Source organism: Gilliamella sp. App6-5, assembly GCF_001690525.1.
GTDB classification, from domain to species: Bacteria; Pseudomonadota; Gammaproteobacteria; order Enterobacterales; family Orbaceae; genus Gilliamella; species Gilliamella apicola_H.
In genome coordinates, this window is record NZ_LZGT01000009.1 from 1 (window position 1) to 20451 (window position 20451).

Annotated in this window: 17 protein-coding genes and 3 pseudogenes; 8 read left to right on the forward strand and 12 right to left on the reverse strand. The window is 36.2% G+C overall.

The genetic code is table 11. The features are described 5' to 3' along the window. Positions 1-12: 12 nt before the first annotated feature. Positions 13-737 (forward strand): annotated as a pseudogene (locus A9G24_RS13120) (transposase); the annotation flags it as partial. 75 nt (positions 738-812) lie between these two features. After that, a pseudogene (locus tag A9G24_RS12400) lies at positions 813-1894 on the forward strand (IS3 family transposase). Between the two features lie 471 nt (positions 1895-2365). Here the strand turns inward: A9G24_RS12400 and pgm are convergent. Together pgm and A9G24_RS01445 are read right to left on the reverse strand one after the other, a co-directional pair. Then, complete coding sequence (pgm, locus tag A9G24_RS01440; protein WP_065637450.1) at positions 2366-4003, reverse strand: phosphoglucomutase (alpha-D-glucose-1,6-bisphosphate-dependent); 1638 nt, start codon at positions 4001-4003, stop codon at positions 2366-2368. A gap of 103 nt (positions 4004-4106) precedes the next feature. Further along, the gene (locus A9G24_RS01445; RefSeq protein ID WP_065637451.1) at positions 4107-4610 is read right to left on the reverse strand and encodes a hypothetical protein; all 504 of its coding nucleotides are present in this window, start codon (positions 4608-4610) and stop codon (positions 4107-4109) included. A gap of 374 nt (positions 4611-4984) precedes the next feature. Between A9G24_RS01445 and A9G24_RS01455 the strand changes: the two genes are divergently transcribed. Next, entirely contained in the window at positions 4985-5485 is a 501-nt protein-coding gene (locus tag A9G24_RS01455; RefSeq protein WP_065637453.1) for a glycine zipper 2TM domain-containing protein, read from the forward strand. Positions 5486-5713: 228 nt separating this feature from the next. After that, positions 5714-6121, forward strand: coding sequence for a lactoylglutathione lyase (gene gloA, locus A9G24_RS01460; RefSeq protein WP_065637454.1), 408 nt, complete (start codon positions 5714-5716; stop codon positions 6119-6121). 41 nt (positions 6122-6162) lie between these two features. Here gloA and gmk read toward each other — a convergent pair whose 3' ends face one another. Then, the gene (gene gmk, locus A9G24_RS01465; protein WP_065637455.1) at positions 6163-6795 is read right to left on the reverse strand and encodes a guanylate kinase; all 633 of its coding nucleotides are present in this window, start codon (positions 6793-6795) and stop codon (positions 6163-6165) included. Between the two features lie 559 nt (positions 6796-7354). Here gmk and A9G24_RS01470 point away from each other — a divergent pair. The 3 genes from A9G24_RS01470 (at position 7355) to A9G24_RS01480 (ending at position 10084) form a co-directional block, all read left to right on the forward strand. Then, positions 7355-8743, forward strand: a complete 1389-nt coding sequence (locus A9G24_RS01470; RefSeq protein WP_141673021.1) for a hypothetical protein — start codon at positions 7355-7357, stop codon at positions 8741-8743. A 325-nt stretch (positions 8744-9068) separates the two neighbouring features. Further along, the gene (locus tag A9G24_RS01475) at positions 9069-9764 is read left to right on the forward strand and encodes an AzlC family ABC transporter permease (RefSeq protein ID WP_065637457.1); all 696 of its coding nucleotides are present in this window, start codon (positions 9069-9071) and stop codon (positions 9762-9764) included. Next, a complete protein-coding gene (locus A9G24_RS01480) occupies positions 9761-10084 on the forward strand; it encodes an AzlD domain-containing protein (RefSeq protein ID WP_065637458.1) in 324 nt (107 codons plus the stop codon). The genes A9G24_RS01475 and A9G24_RS01480 overlap by 4 nt, the downstream gene beginning before the upstream one ends. Positions 10085-10163: 79 nt before the next feature. Here the strand turns inward: A9G24_RS01480 and A9G24_RS01485 are convergent, their stop codons facing one another. The 8 genes from A9G24_RS01485 to A9G24_RS01520 form a co-directional block, all read right to left on the reverse strand. Continuing rightward, complete coding sequence (locus tag A9G24_RS01485; RefSeq protein ID WP_065637459.1) at positions 10164-11063, reverse strand: heme biosynthesis HemY N-terminal domain-containing protein; 900 nt, start codon at positions 11061-11063, stop codon at positions 10164-10166. 10 nt (positions 11064-11073) lie between these two features. Further along, complete coding sequence (locus A9G24_RS01490) at positions 11074-12543, reverse strand: uroporphyrinogen-III C-methyltransferase (RefSeq protein WP_065637460.1); 1470 nt, start codon at positions 12541-12543, stop codon at positions 11074-11076. A 243-nt stretch (positions 12544-12786) separates the two neighbouring features. Beyond that, the gene (locus A9G24_RS01495; RefSeq protein ID WP_065637461.1) at positions 12787-13515 is read right to left on the reverse strand and encodes a uroporphyrinogen-III synthase; all 729 of its coding nucleotides are present in this window, start codon (positions 13513-13515) and stop codon (positions 12787-12789) included. Next, positions 13512-14432, reverse strand: coding sequence for a hydroxymethylbilane synthase (gene hemC, locus A9G24_RS01500; RefSeq protein ID WP_065637462.1), 921 nt, complete (start codon positions 14430-14432; stop codon positions 13512-13514). The genes A9G24_RS01495 and hemC overlap by 4 nt, the downstream gene beginning before the upstream one ends. Before the next feature lie 123 nt (positions 14433-14555). Next, positions 14556-15923, reverse strand: a complete 1368-nt coding sequence (purB, locus tag A9G24_RS01505) for an adenylosuccinate lyase (protein WP_065637463.1) — start codon at positions 15921-15923, stop codon at positions 14556-14558. 47 nt (positions 15924-15970) lie between these two features. Further along, positions 15971-16618 (reverse strand): high frequency lysogenization protein HflD, encoded by a 648-nt coding sequence (hflD, locus tag A9G24_RS01510; protein ID WP_065637464.1) that lies wholly within the window; start codon positions 16616-16618, stop codon positions 15971-15973. A gap of 1 nt (position 16619) precedes the next feature. Continuing rightward, on the reverse strand, positions 16620-17729 hold the full coding sequence (gene mnmA, locus A9G24_RS01515; protein WP_081303035.1) for a tRNA 2-thiouridine(34) synthase MnmA: 1110 nt from the start codon (positions 17727-17729) through the stop codon (positions 16620-16622). 284 nt (positions 17730-18013) lie between these two features. Continuing rightward, positions 18014-18703, reverse strand: coding sequence for a LexA family transcriptional regulator (locus tag A9G24_RS01520; RefSeq protein WP_065637465.1), 690 nt, complete (start codon positions 18701-18703; stop codon positions 18014-18016). A gap of 151 nt (positions 18704-18854) precedes the next feature. Between A9G24_RS01520 and A9G24_RS01525 the strand changes: the two genes are divergently transcribed. Further along, positions 18855-19091: a helix-turn-helix domain-containing protein gene (locus A9G24_RS01525; RefSeq protein ID WP_065637466.1), complete on the forward strand. Its 237-nt coding sequence runs from the start codon at positions 18855-18857 to the stop codon at positions 19089-19091. A gap of 72 nt (positions 19092-19163) precedes the next feature. Here A9G24_RS01525 and A9G24_RS12615 read toward each other — a convergent pair. After that, positions 19164-20451 (reverse strand): annotated as a pseudogene (locus A9G24_RS12615) (IS1182 family transposase); the annotation flags it as partial.

The window sequence follows — 20451 nt, forward strand, 5'->3', positions numbered from 1 at the left end:
GATTTTTGATATATTGTTGAGCAGGCCATTGCCAAAGGGTTGATAAGTGGTCGGGTATTATATACGGACAGTACTCACCTAAAAGCAAATGCCAATAAAGGCAAAGCACGTAATGAGCAGCGTATTGTTGAGCCCAGTCAATATATTGATGCGCTTAATCAAGCCATCAACGCAGAAAGAGAATTAAACGGAAAAAAGCCTTAAAGCCATCGACGGTAGAGAAATACAAGGAGGTTAAAGTCAGTACAACAGATCCGGACAGTGGCTTTATGCATCGGGAAGGCAAGCCTAAAGGGTTCTTCTACTTAGATCACCGAACGGTTGATGGCAAACATAATTTAATTACCGATACCTATGTCACTGCCGGAAATATCCATGATTCCCAGCCTTATATGGCTCGATTAAAACGCCAGCTAGAGCGGTTTGGCTTTAATCCGGTTGGTGTCGGTCTTGATGCGGGTTATTTTACGGCTCCCATTTGCCATTTACTGCTGGCAGAGCAGATATATCCGGTGTTGGGTTATCGTCGTCCCACCCATGGTGCGAATCCCATCAGAAAAAAGCAGTTTATCTATAACGGTCAAAACGATACTTATACTTGCCCAAACGGGCAAACATTAATATATAAAACTACCAGCAGGGAAGGTTATCGTCATTATCATTCTGAGGCAACAACCTGCAAAATCTGTCCGTTATTGTCACAGTGTACACAGAGTAAAAATACACAGAAAGTCATCATGTAACTATCCCCTAAAATAGTACAGCAAAAAAGTAGAAAATTCTCTATGATACAAGTAAAGGGGGATTTAATTATGAAAAAAATGACTGAACATCAAATCGTCGCTATTTTAAAAGAAGCTGAAGCAGGTATTCCTGTCAAGGAACTCTGCCGTAAATATGGCATGGGGAATTCAACTTTCTATAAATGGCGAGATAAATACGGTGGTATGGAAACCTCTGATATTAAACGTTTAAAGGAGCTTGAGGCCGAAAACCGTAAACTTAAACAGATGTTTGCTGAGCTCAGTTTAAAATCCCAGCTTCAGGAAGAAATCATAAAAAAGCTTTAGTGCCAACTGGGGCACGTAAAACGTGGGCACAGCAACTACAACAAAATCATTCAGTTACTATTGCTATGAGTTGTGCCATTGTTGGCTTAAGCCGTTGTGCTTACTATTATCAACCTAAGTTACTGGATGATTCGGTGATTATTTCGGTGTTGAATGCTATCACAGACCGGCATTTACGCTGGGGCTTTCCCTAATGTTTTAATCGCATCAGAAAGCTCGGCTATAAATGGAATCATAAACGGGTGTATCGGGTGTATTGTGAATTAAAGCTTAATCTCAGGGTAAAGCGTAAACAGCGCATTCCTCCACGAAACCCAGAAAGGCTATCAGCACCCAATAAACAAGGTGAATGTTGGTCAATGGATTTTATGAGTGATAGTAGTGGTAATCAACGTCGCTTTAGGACATTCAATGTCATCGATGACTTTAATCGTGAGGCGCTAGGCATTGATATTGCAGTAAGCTTACCGGCAGGGAGAATTACCCGTTACTTAGATAAACTGGCTGAATATCATGGCTATCCATTAAAAATACGAGTCGATAATGGACCAGAATTTACAGGAAAAACCTTTATAAACTGGGCTAAATCCCATGATATAGCCATTGATTATATAGCGCCCGGTAGTCCATATCAAAACGGGTACATTGAACGATTTAATCGCACCTATCGCACAGAAGTATTAGATTTATATCTATTTAATAATCTAGAACAAGTAAGAAAGATAACTGAAGAATGGCTAACAGTGTATAACACCGAAAGACCACATGAAGCACTAAATAATATGACGCCGATTGAGTATAAAACACTAAAACAAGCAGTATGATTTTCTACTTGAATCTTGTACTAAGTTTGGGGTATTTACAATTTTTTTACACTAATGAATAAAATGTCCGAAACCAAACTGAACCAAAATAGACTTTTATCAAAATATAAATTTCCCAAAAATGTTCCATACTGGTTGATTTTATTAAGAAACGCTAAGTAAAAAATAATAAAATCAATGTTCTACCTGAAAAGTTTTTATAGAAAATTACAATAATTTTCACAATACCAAAAGGTGTGAATATGGTTGTTTTATTTTTGCGTCGGGATGTATCAACAATAAAGTAAAATTAGCACGTCAAGCAAGGCTGTTTGGCAAGCGAATTGAGGGATTTCGCAAACCTCTAACTCAGAATTTGACACTAATGTTATTTATTTCATCTAATAGATAAAATATCCAAAAGCCAATTTAACCTGCTTTAATAAAAAAATAGCAACCATACGGCTGCTATTTTTATTCACTTTTGAGCGATTATTTAATTACTTTAGCTACAATTTCTTGTGCTTCTTGCTGTAGTGTATTTAAATGTTCGTTGCTTATAAAGCTTTCTGCATAAATTTTATAGGCATCTTCTGTGCCTGAAGGGCGAGCGGCAAACCAGCCGTTTTCAGTGATCACTTTTAGTCCACCAATTGGTGCATTATTTGCTGGTGCAGTCGTTAGGCATTGGGTGATCTTTTCGCCTGCGAGCTTGTCGTTAGTTAATTGACTGGCATCTAGTTTGGATAGTTTTTGTTTTTCACTAAACGATGCGGGTGCTTGGATTCGTCCGTAATAAGAAACACCAAATTTAGCTTCGAGTTCTTGATACTGTTCTTGTGGGTTTTTACCTAATTTAGCTGTCATCTCGGCAGCAAGTAGGCATAAAATAATACCGTCTTTATCGGTTGTCCAAACTTTGCCGTTAGCTCTTAAAAACGATGCGCCTGCGCTTTCTTCGCCTGCAAAGCCGAGTTTGCCTTGATAAAGTCCATCGGCATACCATTTAAAGCCAACTGGGTATTCTAGGTACTGTTTGTTCAAGCTATTTGCCACACGGTCAATCATTGAGCTTGTGACAAGTGTTTTACCAATGGCGATATTTTTATGCCATTGTGGGCGGTTTTGGAACAAGTAATTAACACAGGTTGAAAGGTAGGCATTTGGATTCATCAACCCTTTAGGCGTCACAATGCCGTGACGGTCAAAGTCGGTGTCATTGCCAAAGGCTAGGTCAAATTGGTCTTTTAATGTTAATAACCCTGCCATAGCCCAACGACTTGAGCAGTCCATGCGAATGACCTCGTCGTGATCTAGATGCATAAAGCTAAAGGTTGGATCGATTTTATTATTGACAATATTGAGGTTAATACCATATTTTTCAGCAATTCGTGGCCAATAAGTAATGCCTGCACCACCAAGTGGATCAACGCCAATTTTAAGTGATGATGATTTGATAAGCGATAGATCTAAAATATTTTCAAGGTCATTAATATAGTCGGTTTCGTATTCTTTGGTGTGGATATAATTTGAATTTATAGCTTTATCTAAGGTAATACGTTTTACGCCAGTGAGTTTGTTTTTTAGTAGTTCGTTAGCACGGTTTTCTATTTGTTTGGTGATGTCGGTATCCGCAGGTCCGCCATTGATTGGGTTATATTTTATGCCACCATCTTCAGGTGGATTATGCGATGGGGTAATGACAATGCCGTCTGCCAGTTGCGATTGTTTGCCTTCATTATAGGTTAAAATAGCATGTGAAATGATAGGCGTTGGCGTATAGCCCCAATCACGCGCTATAACCACCGTTTGTTGGTTAGCAGCAAACACTTCAAGTACTGATTTTAATGCGAGTTCTGACAAGGCATGGGTATCTTGACCAATAAAACATGGGCCTGTGATGGCGTTGGCTTTGCGGTATTCGGCAATGGCTTGGGCAATGGCTAATATATGTACTTCATTAAATGTACCTTTGTTAGCACTGCCGCGATGACCAGATGTACCAAAAATAACTAATTGGCTAGCATCATCTGTATCAGGTTGGATTTGGTAATAGTCATTTCGTAATGTTTCAACGTTAATAAGATCCGATGGTTGAGCTAACAATCCTGCGCGGCTTTGCTGGGCCATTTTTTACTCCTTTTCATAAAATAAGATTTTATAATAGCTAACTACGTGAATTGCTTGAGCTCATATCGCGTTTTTAGCTTTATATTTGCTTTTCGGTATTCTGTTAAGGTAAAAAAGCGTTGGTGACTTGGTGTATCATGTTTTCAGATATTCCCATATCACTCATTATTGATTCAATAATATACAGCTTTCTGGCCGTATTAGTATTGCTAATCACCCAATAAGGTGTGCCAATGATTTCGCGGGGTTTAGTGTTTTTGCCCGATTTTTCGAGTAATTGTTTATCTTTGGCTAAATATTGTCGCTTACTACCATGTAATGATGTGGCAGCAATAGCAAAAAGTGCAGGGTTATAGTTATACAGTGCACTAAGTAATAATATAAAGCGACTTATTATCGATTTTTCGCTTGTGAATGTGTCGCTAGTTAATAAGTCATTAAAAAGAGGATAATGATTTTCCTTTTGTGCGATGGTTTGTTGTTTTGCCAACGTAGGTTGGTTTATGTTCAATAAACGTCGTAATATACTTGATGCATCTTCGCCAATGTGTTTGGTTTGGCCTGCAATAAATTGGTATAGTTCTTCGTCGATTTCGATAGTTTTCATTATGTTACATATGCCTATTAGATTATTTTACGGGACATTTTAAAGCCGGAATCTTGTCAAAATGTGTACCATTAGCCGGTTTGTTATCTAAACAATCATTCGATGGCTGTTCAAAGACAGCACGATCGTTTTTTTTAGGCGATTGATTAGCATCATGACAGGCAGTTATAATAACTGATAATATTAATTGAAAAAATAACCGTTTCATATATCCAGTGTATACTTAATAAAATATTACTCTGAGTATAACTCAACTTAAGTATAAATTGTATTGGCTATTGATAAAATAATGAAAATGATATTGTTGTTTTTATAAAACAATATTATTCTAAACCATATATAACAAATTTATATGAATATTATATGAGGAATCAATCATGAAAAAAATCGTCACATTAACTATTTTAGCTGCAATTTTATCTGGATGTAGTAATAGTGATCTTTATTCAGGCGATGTTTATACGGCAGATCAAGCAAAACAAGTTCAACAAGTGAGTTATGGTACAGTTGTTTCAGTACGTCAGGTTAAAATTCAAGCTAATGCGTCAAATGGTAAGAGCGAAAATGTAGCAGGTAGCATAGGTGGTGCTGTGTTAGGTGGCGTTTTAGGTAATACTATTGGCGATGGTACAGGACGAGTATTAGCTACCGCTACTGGTGCTATTGGTGGCGCAATTTTGGGGGATGCAATTCAAAATAAAGCTAGCCAAGCTAGTGGTGTTGAGTTAGAAATCAAGCAAGAAAATGGTTCAAATATAGTTATTGTCCAAAAAGGTTCGGTTAATGAGTTTTACGCGGGGCAACACGTTCGTTTAGTGACTAATGGTAAGCAAATTAGTGCATCACCACGTTATAATAGCAGTCCAAAAAAATAATAGTTAATTTTTATCTTTAGCTGTGGGCATATTGTCCTTAGCTAATAGTTCACTTTCACTCATCTTGATGGTGAGTGAAATATCTAACCTAGCAACTAACTTGATTCAATTGTCATTATTGCTTGCATTTTATCCATAAACACCCAATCTTCAACAAAAATTTGCCTGTCTGAATACTAACGTATAAACTTAAATAAATTCTTAATCGTTATAAGGGACAATAAATCAATGCGTATATTACATACTATGATCCGAGTTGGGGATCTTCAGCGTTCAATTGATTTTTATACTCGTGTAATGGGAATGCGAGTGTTAAGAACTAGCGAAAACACGCAATACAACTATTCATTAGCCTTTGTGGGATATGGGGATGAAACAACCAGTTCAGTTATCGAGTTAACTTACAATTGGGGAACTGACAAATACGATCATGGTTCAGCATTTGGCCATATCGCCATTGGTGTTGATGATGTTGTAAAAAAGTGCAATGACGTAAAACAAGCTGGAGGCAAAGTAACACGTGAAGCAGGACCGGTAAAAGGCGGTACAACCATTATTGCTTTTGTTGAAGATCCCGATGGTTATAAATTGGAGTTAATTCAAAACGATCAGGCCGATCAAGCTTTAGGTCATTAATTATTCCATCAATAATATCGCCGAGGCATCGGCGATATATCTTAATTCGAATCACTATTCAATAAATTCGCTAACAATTGTTTATTGATGATAGCTTGTTTTGATTGCTCTAGTCTAGCAGCGGTAATAATGGCTCGCAAAGCGTGTAATGAGGTATCAAAATCGTCATTAACAATGACATAGTCATATTCGTTATAATGCGAAATTTCGGCTTGTGCTTTTTGCATTCGTTTGGTAATCACACTACTGTCATCTTGACCGCGTTTAACTAGGCGATTTTCAAGTTCTTTTAGTGAAGGCGGTAATATAAATATGCTTTTTGCTTGAGGCATTTTTTTGCGTACTTGCTGTGCCCCTTGCCAATCAATATCTAAAAAGACATTAATCCCTTGCGATAGGCTTTGCTCGATTTCGGCTTTTGATGTGCCGTAATAGTGGTCAAATACGTTAGCATATTCGACAAATGCCTGCTGTTCAATTAAGGATTCAAAATGTTTGTGATCCACAAAATAATAATGTTCGCCATGTACTTCGCCAGGGCGAGGAGCTCGCGTAGTATGCGAAATAGACACTTTGGCTTGATGCATATTTTTTTTGGACAAGTAAGAGCGAATAAGACTTGATTTACCTGCACCACTTGGTGCAGAGATAATAAATAGAGTTCCTGTATACATAGATATGTTTATCACTTTAAACGAATAAATGGTTATTTTGATAATCAAAAATGATTTGATAAATATTATAGCAAAATTTAAAGATAGGTTGCGGTTTATCTCCAATTAAGATTGAGTTTTTTATATTTTTATAACCCATTCTTAACTTTTTTATGTTGTTTAGATAAATTGATTTTACAAGTAATAACAAAAAAATTATACTTAACTATAAGTTATTATAGGGTTTTTATTATATTGGCTTAGCATTCTAACACTTTATAGCTGGCTTTTTTGATAAATAGTATTAACAGAGTTAATAAGTAAAAAACAATACCAAAAGCGAATAATAAGGTTGATATTTTTTAATAATCAACTAATTTTTAATGTTTTTTTTATTTTTATTTTTCAAGATTAATGGTATAATAGAATTATGAGCACAACACAACACAACACAACACAACACAACACAACACAACACAACACAACACAACACAACACAACATATTTTTATTTTCCTCCTTATGATTTTTCCTATTTTAATTTTTTCTCTTTAACACGTTACTTTTTATCAAGTCAAATATTGTCAAAAAAATTGGTATTATTGTTAACTTATGGGTTATTGTTACTCAGCAGTAAAGTCGCATATGGTGCATTATCGTATTCAGCGACAACAGTAAACTCAATAGAAGGTAATGCGCCGTCTTTAAATATGGATATGATTTTAAGTATCAACTTATCCGATGGTAGACGTTATAGCAAATCGGATAATCCATCTTCTGTCAAATCGCCAATAGAATTACCATCAATTGCTAAAACGTTTAATGATATAAAGACAGTAGTACCTGATGATCTGAGTATTGTCTCATTATCTAACGTCTTCTTAAATCCTGAATATCGTACAGATCTTGTCGATGATGTAGATGGGGATGCAGAAGATAATGATAAATTGATATTAAACGGGGAGATCTACTTAACGATAGAAGATGCGAACGAAAAAAAAGTGAAAAGAACCGATGCATTAGATATTTGCTTATCGCCTTATAAAGTGACTTTATCTACAAGCCAGCTTTCCGTTACAACACCTTATGGCGTGCCTAACAGGGGAATGGGTGGGGGTAGGGTAGTTTATTATATCAAACCAAAAGTAATTGAAGATAAGTATTGTTATGAAGATAGGGTTTATGCCAGACCAAACCTAGAGAAGAATTTGGATAAATGGAGTGATGAAAGAAAAAAAGATTTGGTCACTGAGTGGGAGGATAAATTAGGATTCAAGTTACAAGATGTGAAGCGGCCATCATCAAACTTTCCACGTAGCGGTGCAAATGGACTATTTTTTAAATTATTTGCACCCAAAACAAAATGGGATAAATTAAGTTATAGTAAAGAACCAGCAAATTCAAGTATTAACCTTGCAATTAGCGGTGATGACGAGGGAGTGACTAAGATAGAGTTAATTGGACCGACAGATGATGCCAGCAAAGCATCAGCGGCCAATGCAGTACCGACAACATTTATTATCTATACAGACGAAAAAAAAACCAAAGCGGTATATAGTTTTAAGATTGATAAATGGTATATCACCAAATATTTGGAAATAAAAGATTACAATCGTGTAATTTTTTCACGAAAAAAGGCCCAAGAGTATTGTGATTTGTTAGGTTATCGCCTACCACGAGGTGAAGAATTAACAAATGCGTATCCAAAGTATTGGGGTGAGGGTACAAATTTTTATCCTAACTATTTTTATCGTAAAGTAGGTGGTGGTTTATTTACCGAATGGGGCTCGGTTGAGATTGATTATTATCCAAATAGTAGTTTTGTGAATAGCAGCTTCGTAGCTTATTATATTGCTGAATTAAAAACTGATGGAGGGCCTTGGGTAGTGACTCCATATGTGGGTCAAGTAAAAGGCGATCGTAATGATCCCAATCCTTATTCAAGAGCTGTTTGTGTTAATGGGGAATAGTGAAATAATTATACTCTTCTGCTTAATTATGTCTTGGTAAGGGATCTAAATAAATTAAATGTAGTTGTACCAATTAACAATATTTACTGGAAATAATCAGTTATGGATTAATCATTAACTTTTTTATTAACGGTTATTCTGAAGTGTTTTTTAAGTCTAATAATGTATAGTTTTCGTTTTGCAATAAGATTGAGAATGTTGCAAATGCGTTAATCAATACCTCACTCATTTTATATTTAGATGAATTACCAAATGCATATTTGATAGTTGAATTAAGTGATTTTACAAATTATGATAATACCATGTTGATTTTCATGAGATTGTTATGCCATTAACATTTAAAGATGGGTTTTATGCCTGTGTTCCAACTTTATTAGGCTATATTGGTATCGGTATCGCCGCTGGTGTGGTGGGTAAATCAGCTCATCTATCGGTATTAGAAGTGACATTATTAGCTGTCATTGTTTATGCTGGTGCTGCGCAATTTATTATTGCTGGATTAATGATGGTTGCAACGCCCATTTCAGCCATTATTTTTACTGTTTTTTTAGTCAATTCACGTCATTTTTTAATGAGTATGGCAACTGCGCCAGCTTTTCGAAAATTCTCTTTGTTAAATAATATTGGTATTGGTAGCTTATTGACGGATGAAAGTTTTGCTGTTGCTATGAATGCGATTACGAATAAAATGCCAGTTAATGCTTCTTGGATGCATGGTCTTAATTTAACAGCCTATCTTACTTGGATTGTATCTTGTTTGTTGGGTGCTTTAATTGGTGAGTGGTTGCCAGATCCAACTCAATTTGGCTTAGATTATGCTTTAGTTGCCATGTTTGTTGGCTTGCTCTATTTGCAATTGATTAGTGACAAAAGTAAAAGTCTTAAAAATCGACTTTTAGCCATGTTAACCGTTGTGGTTATGCTGATTTTGTTAATGCGCTTTGTGTCACCCGAAATGGCAATTTTAATTAGCACCCTTGGGGGTTGCTTTATGGGAATAGCAATGGAGCGTGATACATGACAATTTATAGTTTATTTATCATTTTAGGTTGTGGGATAGTAACTTGGTTGCCAAGAGTCATTCCATTTATGTTGGTTCGAAAGTTTCAATTGCCTGATATTGTCATTCGTTTTTTGTCGTACGTGCCTTTATGTATTTTAACTGCGCTATTTGTACAAAACCTATTTGTGGCAAAACAAGGGCAGTTTCCAGATTTTAATGTGGAATACTGTTTAGCAACAATTCCAACCGCAGTTGTTGCCTTTTTAACTAAGAACTTGATGTGCATTGTAGTTGCTGGTATGTCCTTTATGGCGTTAATTCGTTATTTTATGGTTTGATTGAGCTATAACTGATTTTTAATGTTGTTTTGGCAAATTGTTATGTGGAGCAGGAGCAAAAACAGGGCAAATGCCCTGTTTATGTTCTTTCTTTTGCTTCAAGTTTGCTAATCGATTTTGATAGCTTTTTAGCTTCACTATCTTGTCCCAGTTGTTGAAGATAGTTGGCCATTGCTTTTTGATAAGTAATATTATTCAAAATAGCTCTTGGTTGTGAATTCCACCATTTTACGAGTGTTTGTACATCACTATTAGTCGCTAATTGCTCGATTCGACCAATATAAGCTGTTTGTTTAAACTGATCTAATTGGGATTCGCTATACACTTTAGCTTTGTACATTGCAGGCAATAGGTCAATAATTGCTTGGTAGTCACTTATTTCATAATAAAGTTGATTTGCCAATTTAAGTACTTCAGCATGACGAGGTTTTTCGTTTAGTAACTGATCTAATGTTATTCGAGCAGCAGTGTATTCACGGTTTTTTAGTTGCAATCGAATTTGTACTAATTGGAAGGAAAATAACGCTTTAGGTTGACAACTTCTAGCGGCTTGTTCAAGTGATTGATTGGCCTTAATGAATTCATTATTATCGATTTGGGTTTGTGCGGCAAGCAAATACGATAAGGTGGTATTTTTTGCCCCTTTAGCACTTTTGAGAAAGAGTTTTGCCGCTTGTTGGTAATCACCCTCTAGCAATAACATTTGCGCTTGTTCTATGAGTTTTATCGATTTTTGAGGTGACTTTAAGCGTAACCAATTGCCTAACGCCGTTTTGGAGTTAAATATTTTATTAAAAAAACAATAAATTAAATAAAGACACAGCAGGCCAATTAATTCGAGAATGATAAATGAATAAAATGACATACTAACACGATACCTTGCAAATTCAAATACCGCTGAGCCTTGGTGTCCTTGCAATAATGGTCCCAAAAAGAATCCGCCCACTAACACTAAGAAAATAATTAGTATTTTTATCATTATTATTCTCCTATTTTATCAACGTCGAACGAACACGGGTTTGCATGAGTTTTTCAAGCTCGCCAATGCTAGTTAGGTTGTCTGGTACGTTTTGATTGCTAATGGATTGATTTTGCAAATTATCAAGCTCATCAATGAAGGCTTTAACGCTTGGTGCATTTCCATCAAAATAAGCATTCCCCCAAATTGCAGCATCATTAAGCGCACGTTGATAAATGAGATCTTGATGTCTTGGCACTGCTTGTGCGGCAATCAGTAGTCGGAAGCGAATGTTTTCGCGTAAATAAAGTGACTGTTCTAAACTCAATGGCGCTTTTAATATTTGGCATTTGGCAATTTGTTTTTCATCTTTTTTCGCTTGTTCTAAGCACGCTTTAAAGTTGTTATCTTTATCGTCAAGCTTTTCAATGGTAATAAATTTATCCATAAAGGTTTTGGCACTAGTTAATAAATTACTCGACCAATTATTGACCGATGATGATACATCATTATTAAACTTATCAGTTGCATTGTGCGCTCGGGCTTGCTGATTGCTACCTGCATCTGCCTTTTCTGTTTGAGCGTCATTGGTTTCTGTACTTGTAGTATCTTCGTTATATAAGGTCATGCCAAGATCGATATCTTTATAATTACCAACTAAAGGTAATTCGGTAAGCGATTCAGATAAACCGATGAGTTTCATAATAATGCCATCAGTATCAATAAAACTTACTTGAGCAAGCGAATTGATATCTTTGCTAATGGCTTGTCGTGCGGGTAATAGGCTCGGGTCATCAGCTTGGGCTAGGCTTTCGTCGGCACTTTTTAGTAGTAATCGAGCTGATGTGTAATCTTGGTCATTCCAAATTTTTCGGCCTGCTAAATGTACTAAATAATTTGCTTGTGAAATTAGCCAGACATGGTGATCAGTCGTTGACATGGCAGATAAACGTTCGTTAATGCTTTGTAGACTGTGTTTGGTAAGTTTTGAAGTATCATTTATTTGATTAGTTAATTGTTGTTGTATTTTTTGCTGATCACTAAGTTCACGATCAACGCGTTGTTCTAACAAATTGAATTGCTGATTTTGTTTATTAACAGCATCGGTAATGCTATTTTGTAAATCGGTTGTGATACTTTGCTTAGTTGTCTGTTTTAAATTGGCCAGTTCAGTTTGCAAGGTTGAGATGGTCTTTTTTTGTGCCTCAACTTGCTTTTGACCATAATAAAAACCAAAGCCACCTAAACAAGCGGTTAATACTATAGCTATAATAGAGAGTTTTGAAACAGGCGCTTTGCTTATATTATCAGCGTGGTTGCTATTATTGGCTTGTGGACGAGCTTTAGATTCCACTGCTGGACTAGATTGTGTATTTTCTTGATTTTTTGTGTCTTCTTTCATAGTCTTATTCGCTTCATTTTGAATCGCTGTTGGTTGACTAAATGAAGTTGTGCTTATTGTTGATAGTGTTGCATTGGCACCATAATATCTTGGCGGCATAAATGACCTCATTTAGATTTATTAGAAATTTATATTGGCATTATGACATAGAGTTAATATTGTTTTAAATAAATTTTAATGATTGCCTTAATAAGCAAGTATCATAGACCGCTTTTAAGTAGGTTATTACTATCAATTTAAGTAAATTCACCCATCATGTTTTTAATAGCTATCATCTACTTAGCATTGAACATTATTTTCTTTCAATACTAACGAGTGATTTACTTTCCGAACCTAGCTAAATTATTTGGTTATACCGTAGTTTACCGTTACAGCCTCAAAAAGTTTTTGATTATTTGCGCTATTGACCAGTAGAATTTTTTGCCATTTGAGTTGTTTGGCTTTTGCAAAGATTCGTTGACTGGTTACAACAAGATTAGCCTGCGTTTTATGTTCAAGATTGCTATATAATTCAAGTTGGATTAAGTGTTCTAGGCTAGTAATAATGATGATTTGCTTTTCAACATTACTGGACAATATATTTAGTGAGTAGTGGATGGGTTTACGGCAGTAACAGGTTATTGATTTAACCTTGGCTGCTCGACTAGTTAGTTTTTGCGTGAGTAATTGCCGACCTGAATTACCGCATAAAATCAAAATAGTGTGGTGTTGTACAGGTTCTTGTTGTAATTCAGCTAATAATCCTTCGCTATTTTCTATATTAGGATAATTGACTTTAGCAGTGGTAAATTGGTTAAATAATTGTGCTGACTTTTTACCTATCGCATAATAACGCAGGCTAGCTGGTAATATTAGATTGGAAAGGTAAGTGTTAATAACATGTGTTACTTGTGGTGAAACAACGATGACAATGTCGTTGGGTAAAAGTTGATTCAGTTGCTCTTGTAAATTGAGCAGATCATCACCTTGAGAAATATTAAATAATGGCAGATGTTGTGCTGACAGGTTTGTTTGGTTAAATAGTTGGGTAAGCTTTTCACCCTCAGGAGAGGGTCTAGTGACATAAATCATCCGCCATTCAATTCCTGTAATATTGCTTTTGCACCTTGTTCTAATAAGCGTTTTGCTAGTTCTTGCCCTAACTTTTTGGCTTCTGATATATCACCTGTTAACGCGGCTTTGATTATTTTAGAACCATCAATGCGCCCTACAAGACCTTGTAATGATAAAATATCGTTATTTAATTGGCTATAACAAGCAATAGGCACTTGGCAACCGCCCTGTAATGTTTTATTCATTGCTCTTTCTGCTTGGATACAAACTCGGCTATTTTTGTCATCAAGCACTGAAAGAATATTTAATATTTGCTTGTCATCTGTTCGAGTTTCGATACCAATTGCACCTTGTCCGACAGCCGGTAAAATTAAGCTGGTCTCAATATACTGTTTGATTCTGTCTTCTAATGCTAGACGTTTTAAACCAACTGAGGCTAAAATGATGGCATCATATTCGTTATTATCAAGCTTAGCTAAGCGAGTACCAACATTGCCTCGAAGATCTTTAATTTGTAAATGGGGGTATTTTGCTCGTAACTGACATTGACGTCGTAAACTTGATGTGCCAATTACCGCTCCATTTGGTAGTTCATCTAGATTTGAATACTTGTTTGAAATAAATGCATCACGTACATCATCTCGTTTGCAAATTGTCGCGAGTGTTAGCCCTTCCGGAAACTCTGCTGGAATGTCTTTTATTGAGTGGACCGCAATATCCGCTTCACTATTTAATATGGCTTGTTCTAATTGTTTAACAAAAAGACCTTTTCCACCAATTTTTGATAGTGGGCTATCAAGTAATACATCGCCTTGTGTGACTATTGGTATCAGTTCTACAGTTAAATTTTTGTGTGCCAGTAATAGGTTTTGTTTAACAAAATTAGCTTGCCATAATGCTAAGGGGCTTTTTCGAGTTGCAATGCGGATCTTCAATTATATTTTCCTATCTTATACAAATAATGCACTTTATATTAAGTTGGATAAATGTGCTTATCGTTGTCGCCTGAAAGATTAGCCGTAATCAAGTTCAGGCTAATTATGAGATTTAAGTCAGTATTATAGTTTATCAACAAAATGGGCTGCATAACCAATATAGTTAGCTGGCGTTAGTTGCTTTAATCGTGATTTTTCGTCTTCTGGTAAATTTAGTGAATCAATAAATTGTTTCATTCCCTCTGCATCAACACGTTTGCCACGTGTTAATTCTTTCAATTTTTCGTATGGTTTTTCAATACTGTAACGGCGCATGACGGTTTGGATTGGTTCGGCTAGTACTTCCCAGTTGCGATCAAGTTCTTCAAGTAAATAGGCTTCGTTGATTTCAAGTTTGTTTAATCCTTTTAAGGTTGATTGATAAGCAATAATGGCATAACCCATACCTACGCCCAGATTTCGTAAAACAGTTGAGTCGGTCAAATCGCGTTGCCAGCGGGAAATCGGTAATTTGCTACCTAAATGGTTCATGATTGCATTGCCAATCCCTAAGTTGCCTTCAGAATTTTCAAAATCAATTGGGTTAACTTTATGTGGCATGGTTGAAGATCCGATCTCGCCAGCAACAGTTTTTTGTTTAAAGTGATTTAATGAAATATATCCCCAGATATCCCGATCAAAATCGATAACAATGGTATTAAAACGCGCCACACAATCAAAAAATTCGGCAATATAATCATGGGGTTCAATTTGTGTGGTATAAGGATTCCATTTTAACCCTAATGAACTGACAAACTCCTCACTCAGTTGATGCCAATTTACTTGTGGATAAGCCACCATATGCGCGTTGTAATTTCCAGTTGCACCATTAATTTTACCCAGTATCTCAACCGATTGTAGTTGCTTTAATTGGCGTTTTAGGCGATAAGCGACATTGGCAAACTCTTTACCAATAGTTGATGGCGTAGCAGGTTGACCATGTGTTCTTGAAAGCAGCGGTAAATCGCGATAGGCTTTGGCTTGCGAGGTGATTTTGTCAATCAGTTTATTCCAATAGGGCACTAAAACGGTATCTCTGGCTGTTTTTAGCATTAACGCATAAGATAAGTTGTTAATGTCTTCTGATGTGCAGGCAAAATGGATAAATTCATTAATGATGTGTAATTCTTTATTTGTGCTAACTTTTTCTTTTAAAAAATATTCCACTGCTTTGACATCGTGATTCGTAGTTCTTTCAATTTCTTTAATGCGATTTGCATCTTGCTCACTAAATTGATCTACAATTTGATTAAGATGATTGATAGCTGATTGACTTAACGTTGGAACTTCTAAAATATCTGCTTGTGAGGCTAACTTTTGTAACCAACAAATCTCGACCTGGACTCGGTATTTTAATAAACCATATTCGCTAAAAATAGAGCGTAGCTCTGTTGTTTTGTCGCCATAACGTCCATCAATGGGTGAAAGGGCAGTAAGTGCAGATAATTCCATCGGTTTAACTCCGTTGCTATGTTGAAATATCAATTATAAAGTGTAAATTAGTTTGCGCGATTAATTTGGTCTAATAGTTGCTGTGCGGCATTACAAATACGTTTACGGCAAAAAATAAACTGAAAGCGACTACCGCCAACTTGATACCATAAAATGGCCGATCGAACACACCCCAAAAGTGCCGTTCTTACTTTAGCTTGTACTATTGAATTTTGTAAAAATTCGACTTTGCCAATAACTTTGATTTTTGTTGATATTGGGCTGATGATATCTGAATAAATTCCCGCTAATGAGTAAGACAGATCATTAACATGAGCGCTAACAGTTTCATCATTCATCTCTGAATAAAGTCCTGCAATGCGTTTTAATCGCTGGTCTATCTTATTTAATGCGTCATTATTTTTTAATAATTTACTTGTAATACTAAGCGTGCCAAACAGGTAACGAATTATTTGCATTTGTTCTTTTTGTCCAGACGATAATAGTTGTATTAGCGTTTGTAATCCTGTTTTGATATTTTTAATACCATCATAAACATCGGCCGTTGTTGTTGGCGAGGTTTTAAATACACTTTTTATTGTTTGTTCATAAAGTATGGTACTGCAAGCGCCTGTGTTAGCAAGTTGGGGCACTAATATGGCACTTTGTGCAACACCAGCAAGAGCGATAGCAATATGATGATATTTATTATTCACTTTAGTACTCCTTATTGCTTTTAATTCTTTCTTCTATAATACCACCACCAAGGCAGACTTCATCCTTATAAAAGACGGCAGATTGACCCGGTGTAACAGCTGCAACAGAATTATCAAACATAACTTTGATTTTGTCATCGCCTAATGGGATAACTTGGCAAGCGATATCTTGTTGGCGATAGCGCGTTTTTACGGTACAACTAAATGGTTTGGTTACTACTTTACGATCCACCCAATGGAGTTGCTGAGCAATTAATCCATCAGAAAATAGCGCAGGATGATCATGACCTTGTGCCACAATCAGTTCGTTATTGGTAAGATCTTTGTCAGCTACGTACCATGGTGTGTCATTGGCTTGTTTTAAGCCGCCAATACCTAGTCCTTTACGTTGCCCTAATGTGTGATACATCAGACCTTGATGTTGACCGATGACTTTGCCATCAACAGTGCGAATATTACCTGATTGAGCAGGTAAATATCGCGCTAAAAAGTCACTAAATTTGCGTTCACCAATAAAACAGATGCCCGTTGAGTCTTTTTTAGCTGCGGTAGCTAAGCCAAGCTGTTGTGCAATTCTACGCACCTCTGGCTTTTCTAGTTCACCTACCGGAAACAAGCTTTGACTCACTTGTGCTTCACTTAAGGTATAAAGAAAGTAACTCTGATCTTTGTTAGTATCGATGCCACGTAATAATTCAACCTTGTCGCCTATTTGACGTTTACGGACATAATGCCCTGTGGCAATAAAGTCAGCTGCAAGATCTTCTGCAGCATATTCTAAAAAAGCTTTAAATTTAATTTCTTTATTACATAAAATATCAGGGTTTGGCGTTCGACCTGCTTTATATTCGGATAGAAAATGTTCAAATACATTATCCCAATATTCAGCAGCAAAATTTATAGTATGTAATTTAATATTCAATTTATCACACACTGCTTGCGCATCTGCTAAGTCGACAGCGGCTGAACAATATTCTTCTGTGTCGTCTTCTTCCCAATTTTTCATAAATAATCCAACAACTTCATATCCTTGTTGTTGTAATAAATAAGCCGAGACAGAAGAATCCACGCCACCAGACATACCGACAACGACTTTTTTTCGAGTTTTCATATTTGGCATAATGACTATATTAATAGGTAAAATTAATAAAAAATTTGGAGCTAATTTTAGCATAACTACGGAAAAAAGCATAAAGTTATGCGGATAGCGATCGCTGTATTGATTTTTTATTTAAATTAACTTTACATTAAATTTATACTCAAACGCATAGTTTTCTGAAACTTTTTCACATTTTTTTAGACTTGTTTTTCGTGGAAAAAAACGAATTTACGCAAGTTAAAACAGCTTTATCAGTCAAAACTGATAAAGCTGTTATTATTAAAGGTTAAATAGGCTTAGTTAAGATCTTTTAAAAGATAAATAACAAGTCCAATAATTTTATAGTTTTGTGATTCATTCTTCTCACCAATAATAGCTGGGTACTTAGGATTATCACAAAGTAATACCAAATTAACACCTTGATTTTGAATTCGTTTAATACAGATTTGATCTTCATATTCAACAGCATACAAATAGCCATCAATTGGTTTGTGATGGGCTTTATTAATAATCAGGATATCATGATTTGATATCGTGGGTTCCATGCTGTCGCCTTTTGCCCAAACCGCAGTTAAGTCTTCGCGATTGCAACCTAGATGTTTTATTAAGGTAATTTCGAACGGAATGGATTCTATTTGAGAATAAGATTTACTTGTTTCGTTCAATTGATGAAATGGAATATATACTGAATTCCGACCTCCAGATTCAGATAGTAAACGGCATTCTCCTTTGCCTGTCACTAACCACTCAATAGGTACATCACATTTTTGGGCAATAATGGCCAGTCTATTTAAGGCCGGATAGGTTTTGCCAGATAAGTAATCACGTATTACCGCTTCTGACATACCGACTTTTTTGGCGAAAGCATTTCCTGATGCACCTTCTAATACTAAGTTTAATCTATCTCTAAAATGAATTACCCCTGTCTCGGTTAATATGCGCGTTTTTTCAAATTCACTTTGTTTTTTTACATTGTTTTTAGTCATTTTTTATTCCGTTACTTGTATTCTTTTTGCTTTTGTTATTTTAATTCGTTTTTTTATGTGATATCCTTTGCTAGTGATTTCTTATATTTTAAGTATTGTAACACCGATAATCTTTACAATAGCAAGAATTTAACTAATAGAGGATCTCATAATGAGAGAACAAGATCAAGACTGGACTCCATCTAGAGTCGTAGGTGAAATTAAAATCAGAGGCGGAAATTTAAGGGCATTATCGAGAGCCAGCGGTTTGCAGGCGGATACGTTGAGAAACGCATTGTATCGACATTGCCCTAAGTATGAGCGAATAATTTCTGATTATTTGCAAGTTCCTGCTGAGAAAATTTGGCCATCACGCTATCAGCCAAAAGCTAAAATTGAAATTAACTAGGAAAATAAAAAGACGCTAATAAGCGTCAGATTGATGACAAACCTCGATATAATTCGGGGTTTATTTTTTTATTTAAACCATAAATAAGATTTTTAATTTGGATTTTATTAAATAAATTAAAAAATAGCTTAAAAAACGTAACAAAAATAGCTTTATCGCTATTTTCTTGATATTTTGAGCCGTTGCGGCCAATAAACACTGCATTTGAACCTGTGCTCTTCCTCTAAATCGTGCATAGCGATGTCCGTGGTGTTGTTTAGCATCAGCAAAGCTGTGCTCTATGGTTTCTTTTCACCGAGCATAGACTTTTTTACCCCACTGACTTAAACGAATCTCGTTGGCTTTCTCTTTATCTGCTTCCCAGATATGCCGTGTGATGACTTTCTGTGTATTTTTACTCTGTGTACACTGTGACAATAACGGACAGATTTTGCAGGTTGTTGCATCAGAATGATAATGACGATGACCTTCCCTACTGGTAGTTTTATATATTAATGTTTGCCCGTTTGGGCAAGTATAAGTATCGTTTTGACTGTTATAGATAAACTGCTTTTTTCTGATGGGATTCGCACCATGGGTGGGACGGCGATAACCCAACACCGGATATATCTGCTCTGCCAGCAGTAAATGGCAAATGGGAGCCGTAAAATAACCCGCATCAAGACCGACACCAACCGGATTAAAGCCAAACCGCTCTAACTGGCGTTTTAATCGAGCCATGTAAGGCTGGGAATCATGAATATTTCCAGCTGTGACATAGGTATCGGTAATTAAATTATGTTTGCCATCAACCGTTCGGTGATCTAAGTAGAAGAACCCTTTAGGCTTGCCTTCCCGATGCATAAAGCCACTGTCTGGATCTGTTGTACTGACTTTAACCTCCTTGTATTTCTCTACCGTCGATGGCTTTAAGGCTTTTTTCCGTTTAATTCTCTTTCTGCGTTGATGGCTTGATTAAGCGCATCAATATATTGACTGGGCTCAACAATACGCTGCTCATTACGTGCTTTGCCTTTATTGGCATTTGCTTTTAGGTGAGTACTGTCCGTATATAAAACCCGACCACTTATCAACCCTTTGGCAATGGCCTGCTCAACAATATTATCAAAAATCTGTTGATAGATTTCACTGTCATTAAACCGACGGCGACGATTTTGGCTTCAATCACTTTTTCGGTTAATCCCATTCCCAGAAACCAGCGGTAAGCTAAATTGACCTGAATTTCCTGAACCAGACGACGTTCACTGGGGATACCGAAAAGATACCCCAATAGCATGATTTTAAACAGTCTGACCGGATCTTCTGCCGGACGACCGTTATTCGGGCAATAAAGTGGTGCTACCGCTTCTCGAATAAATTC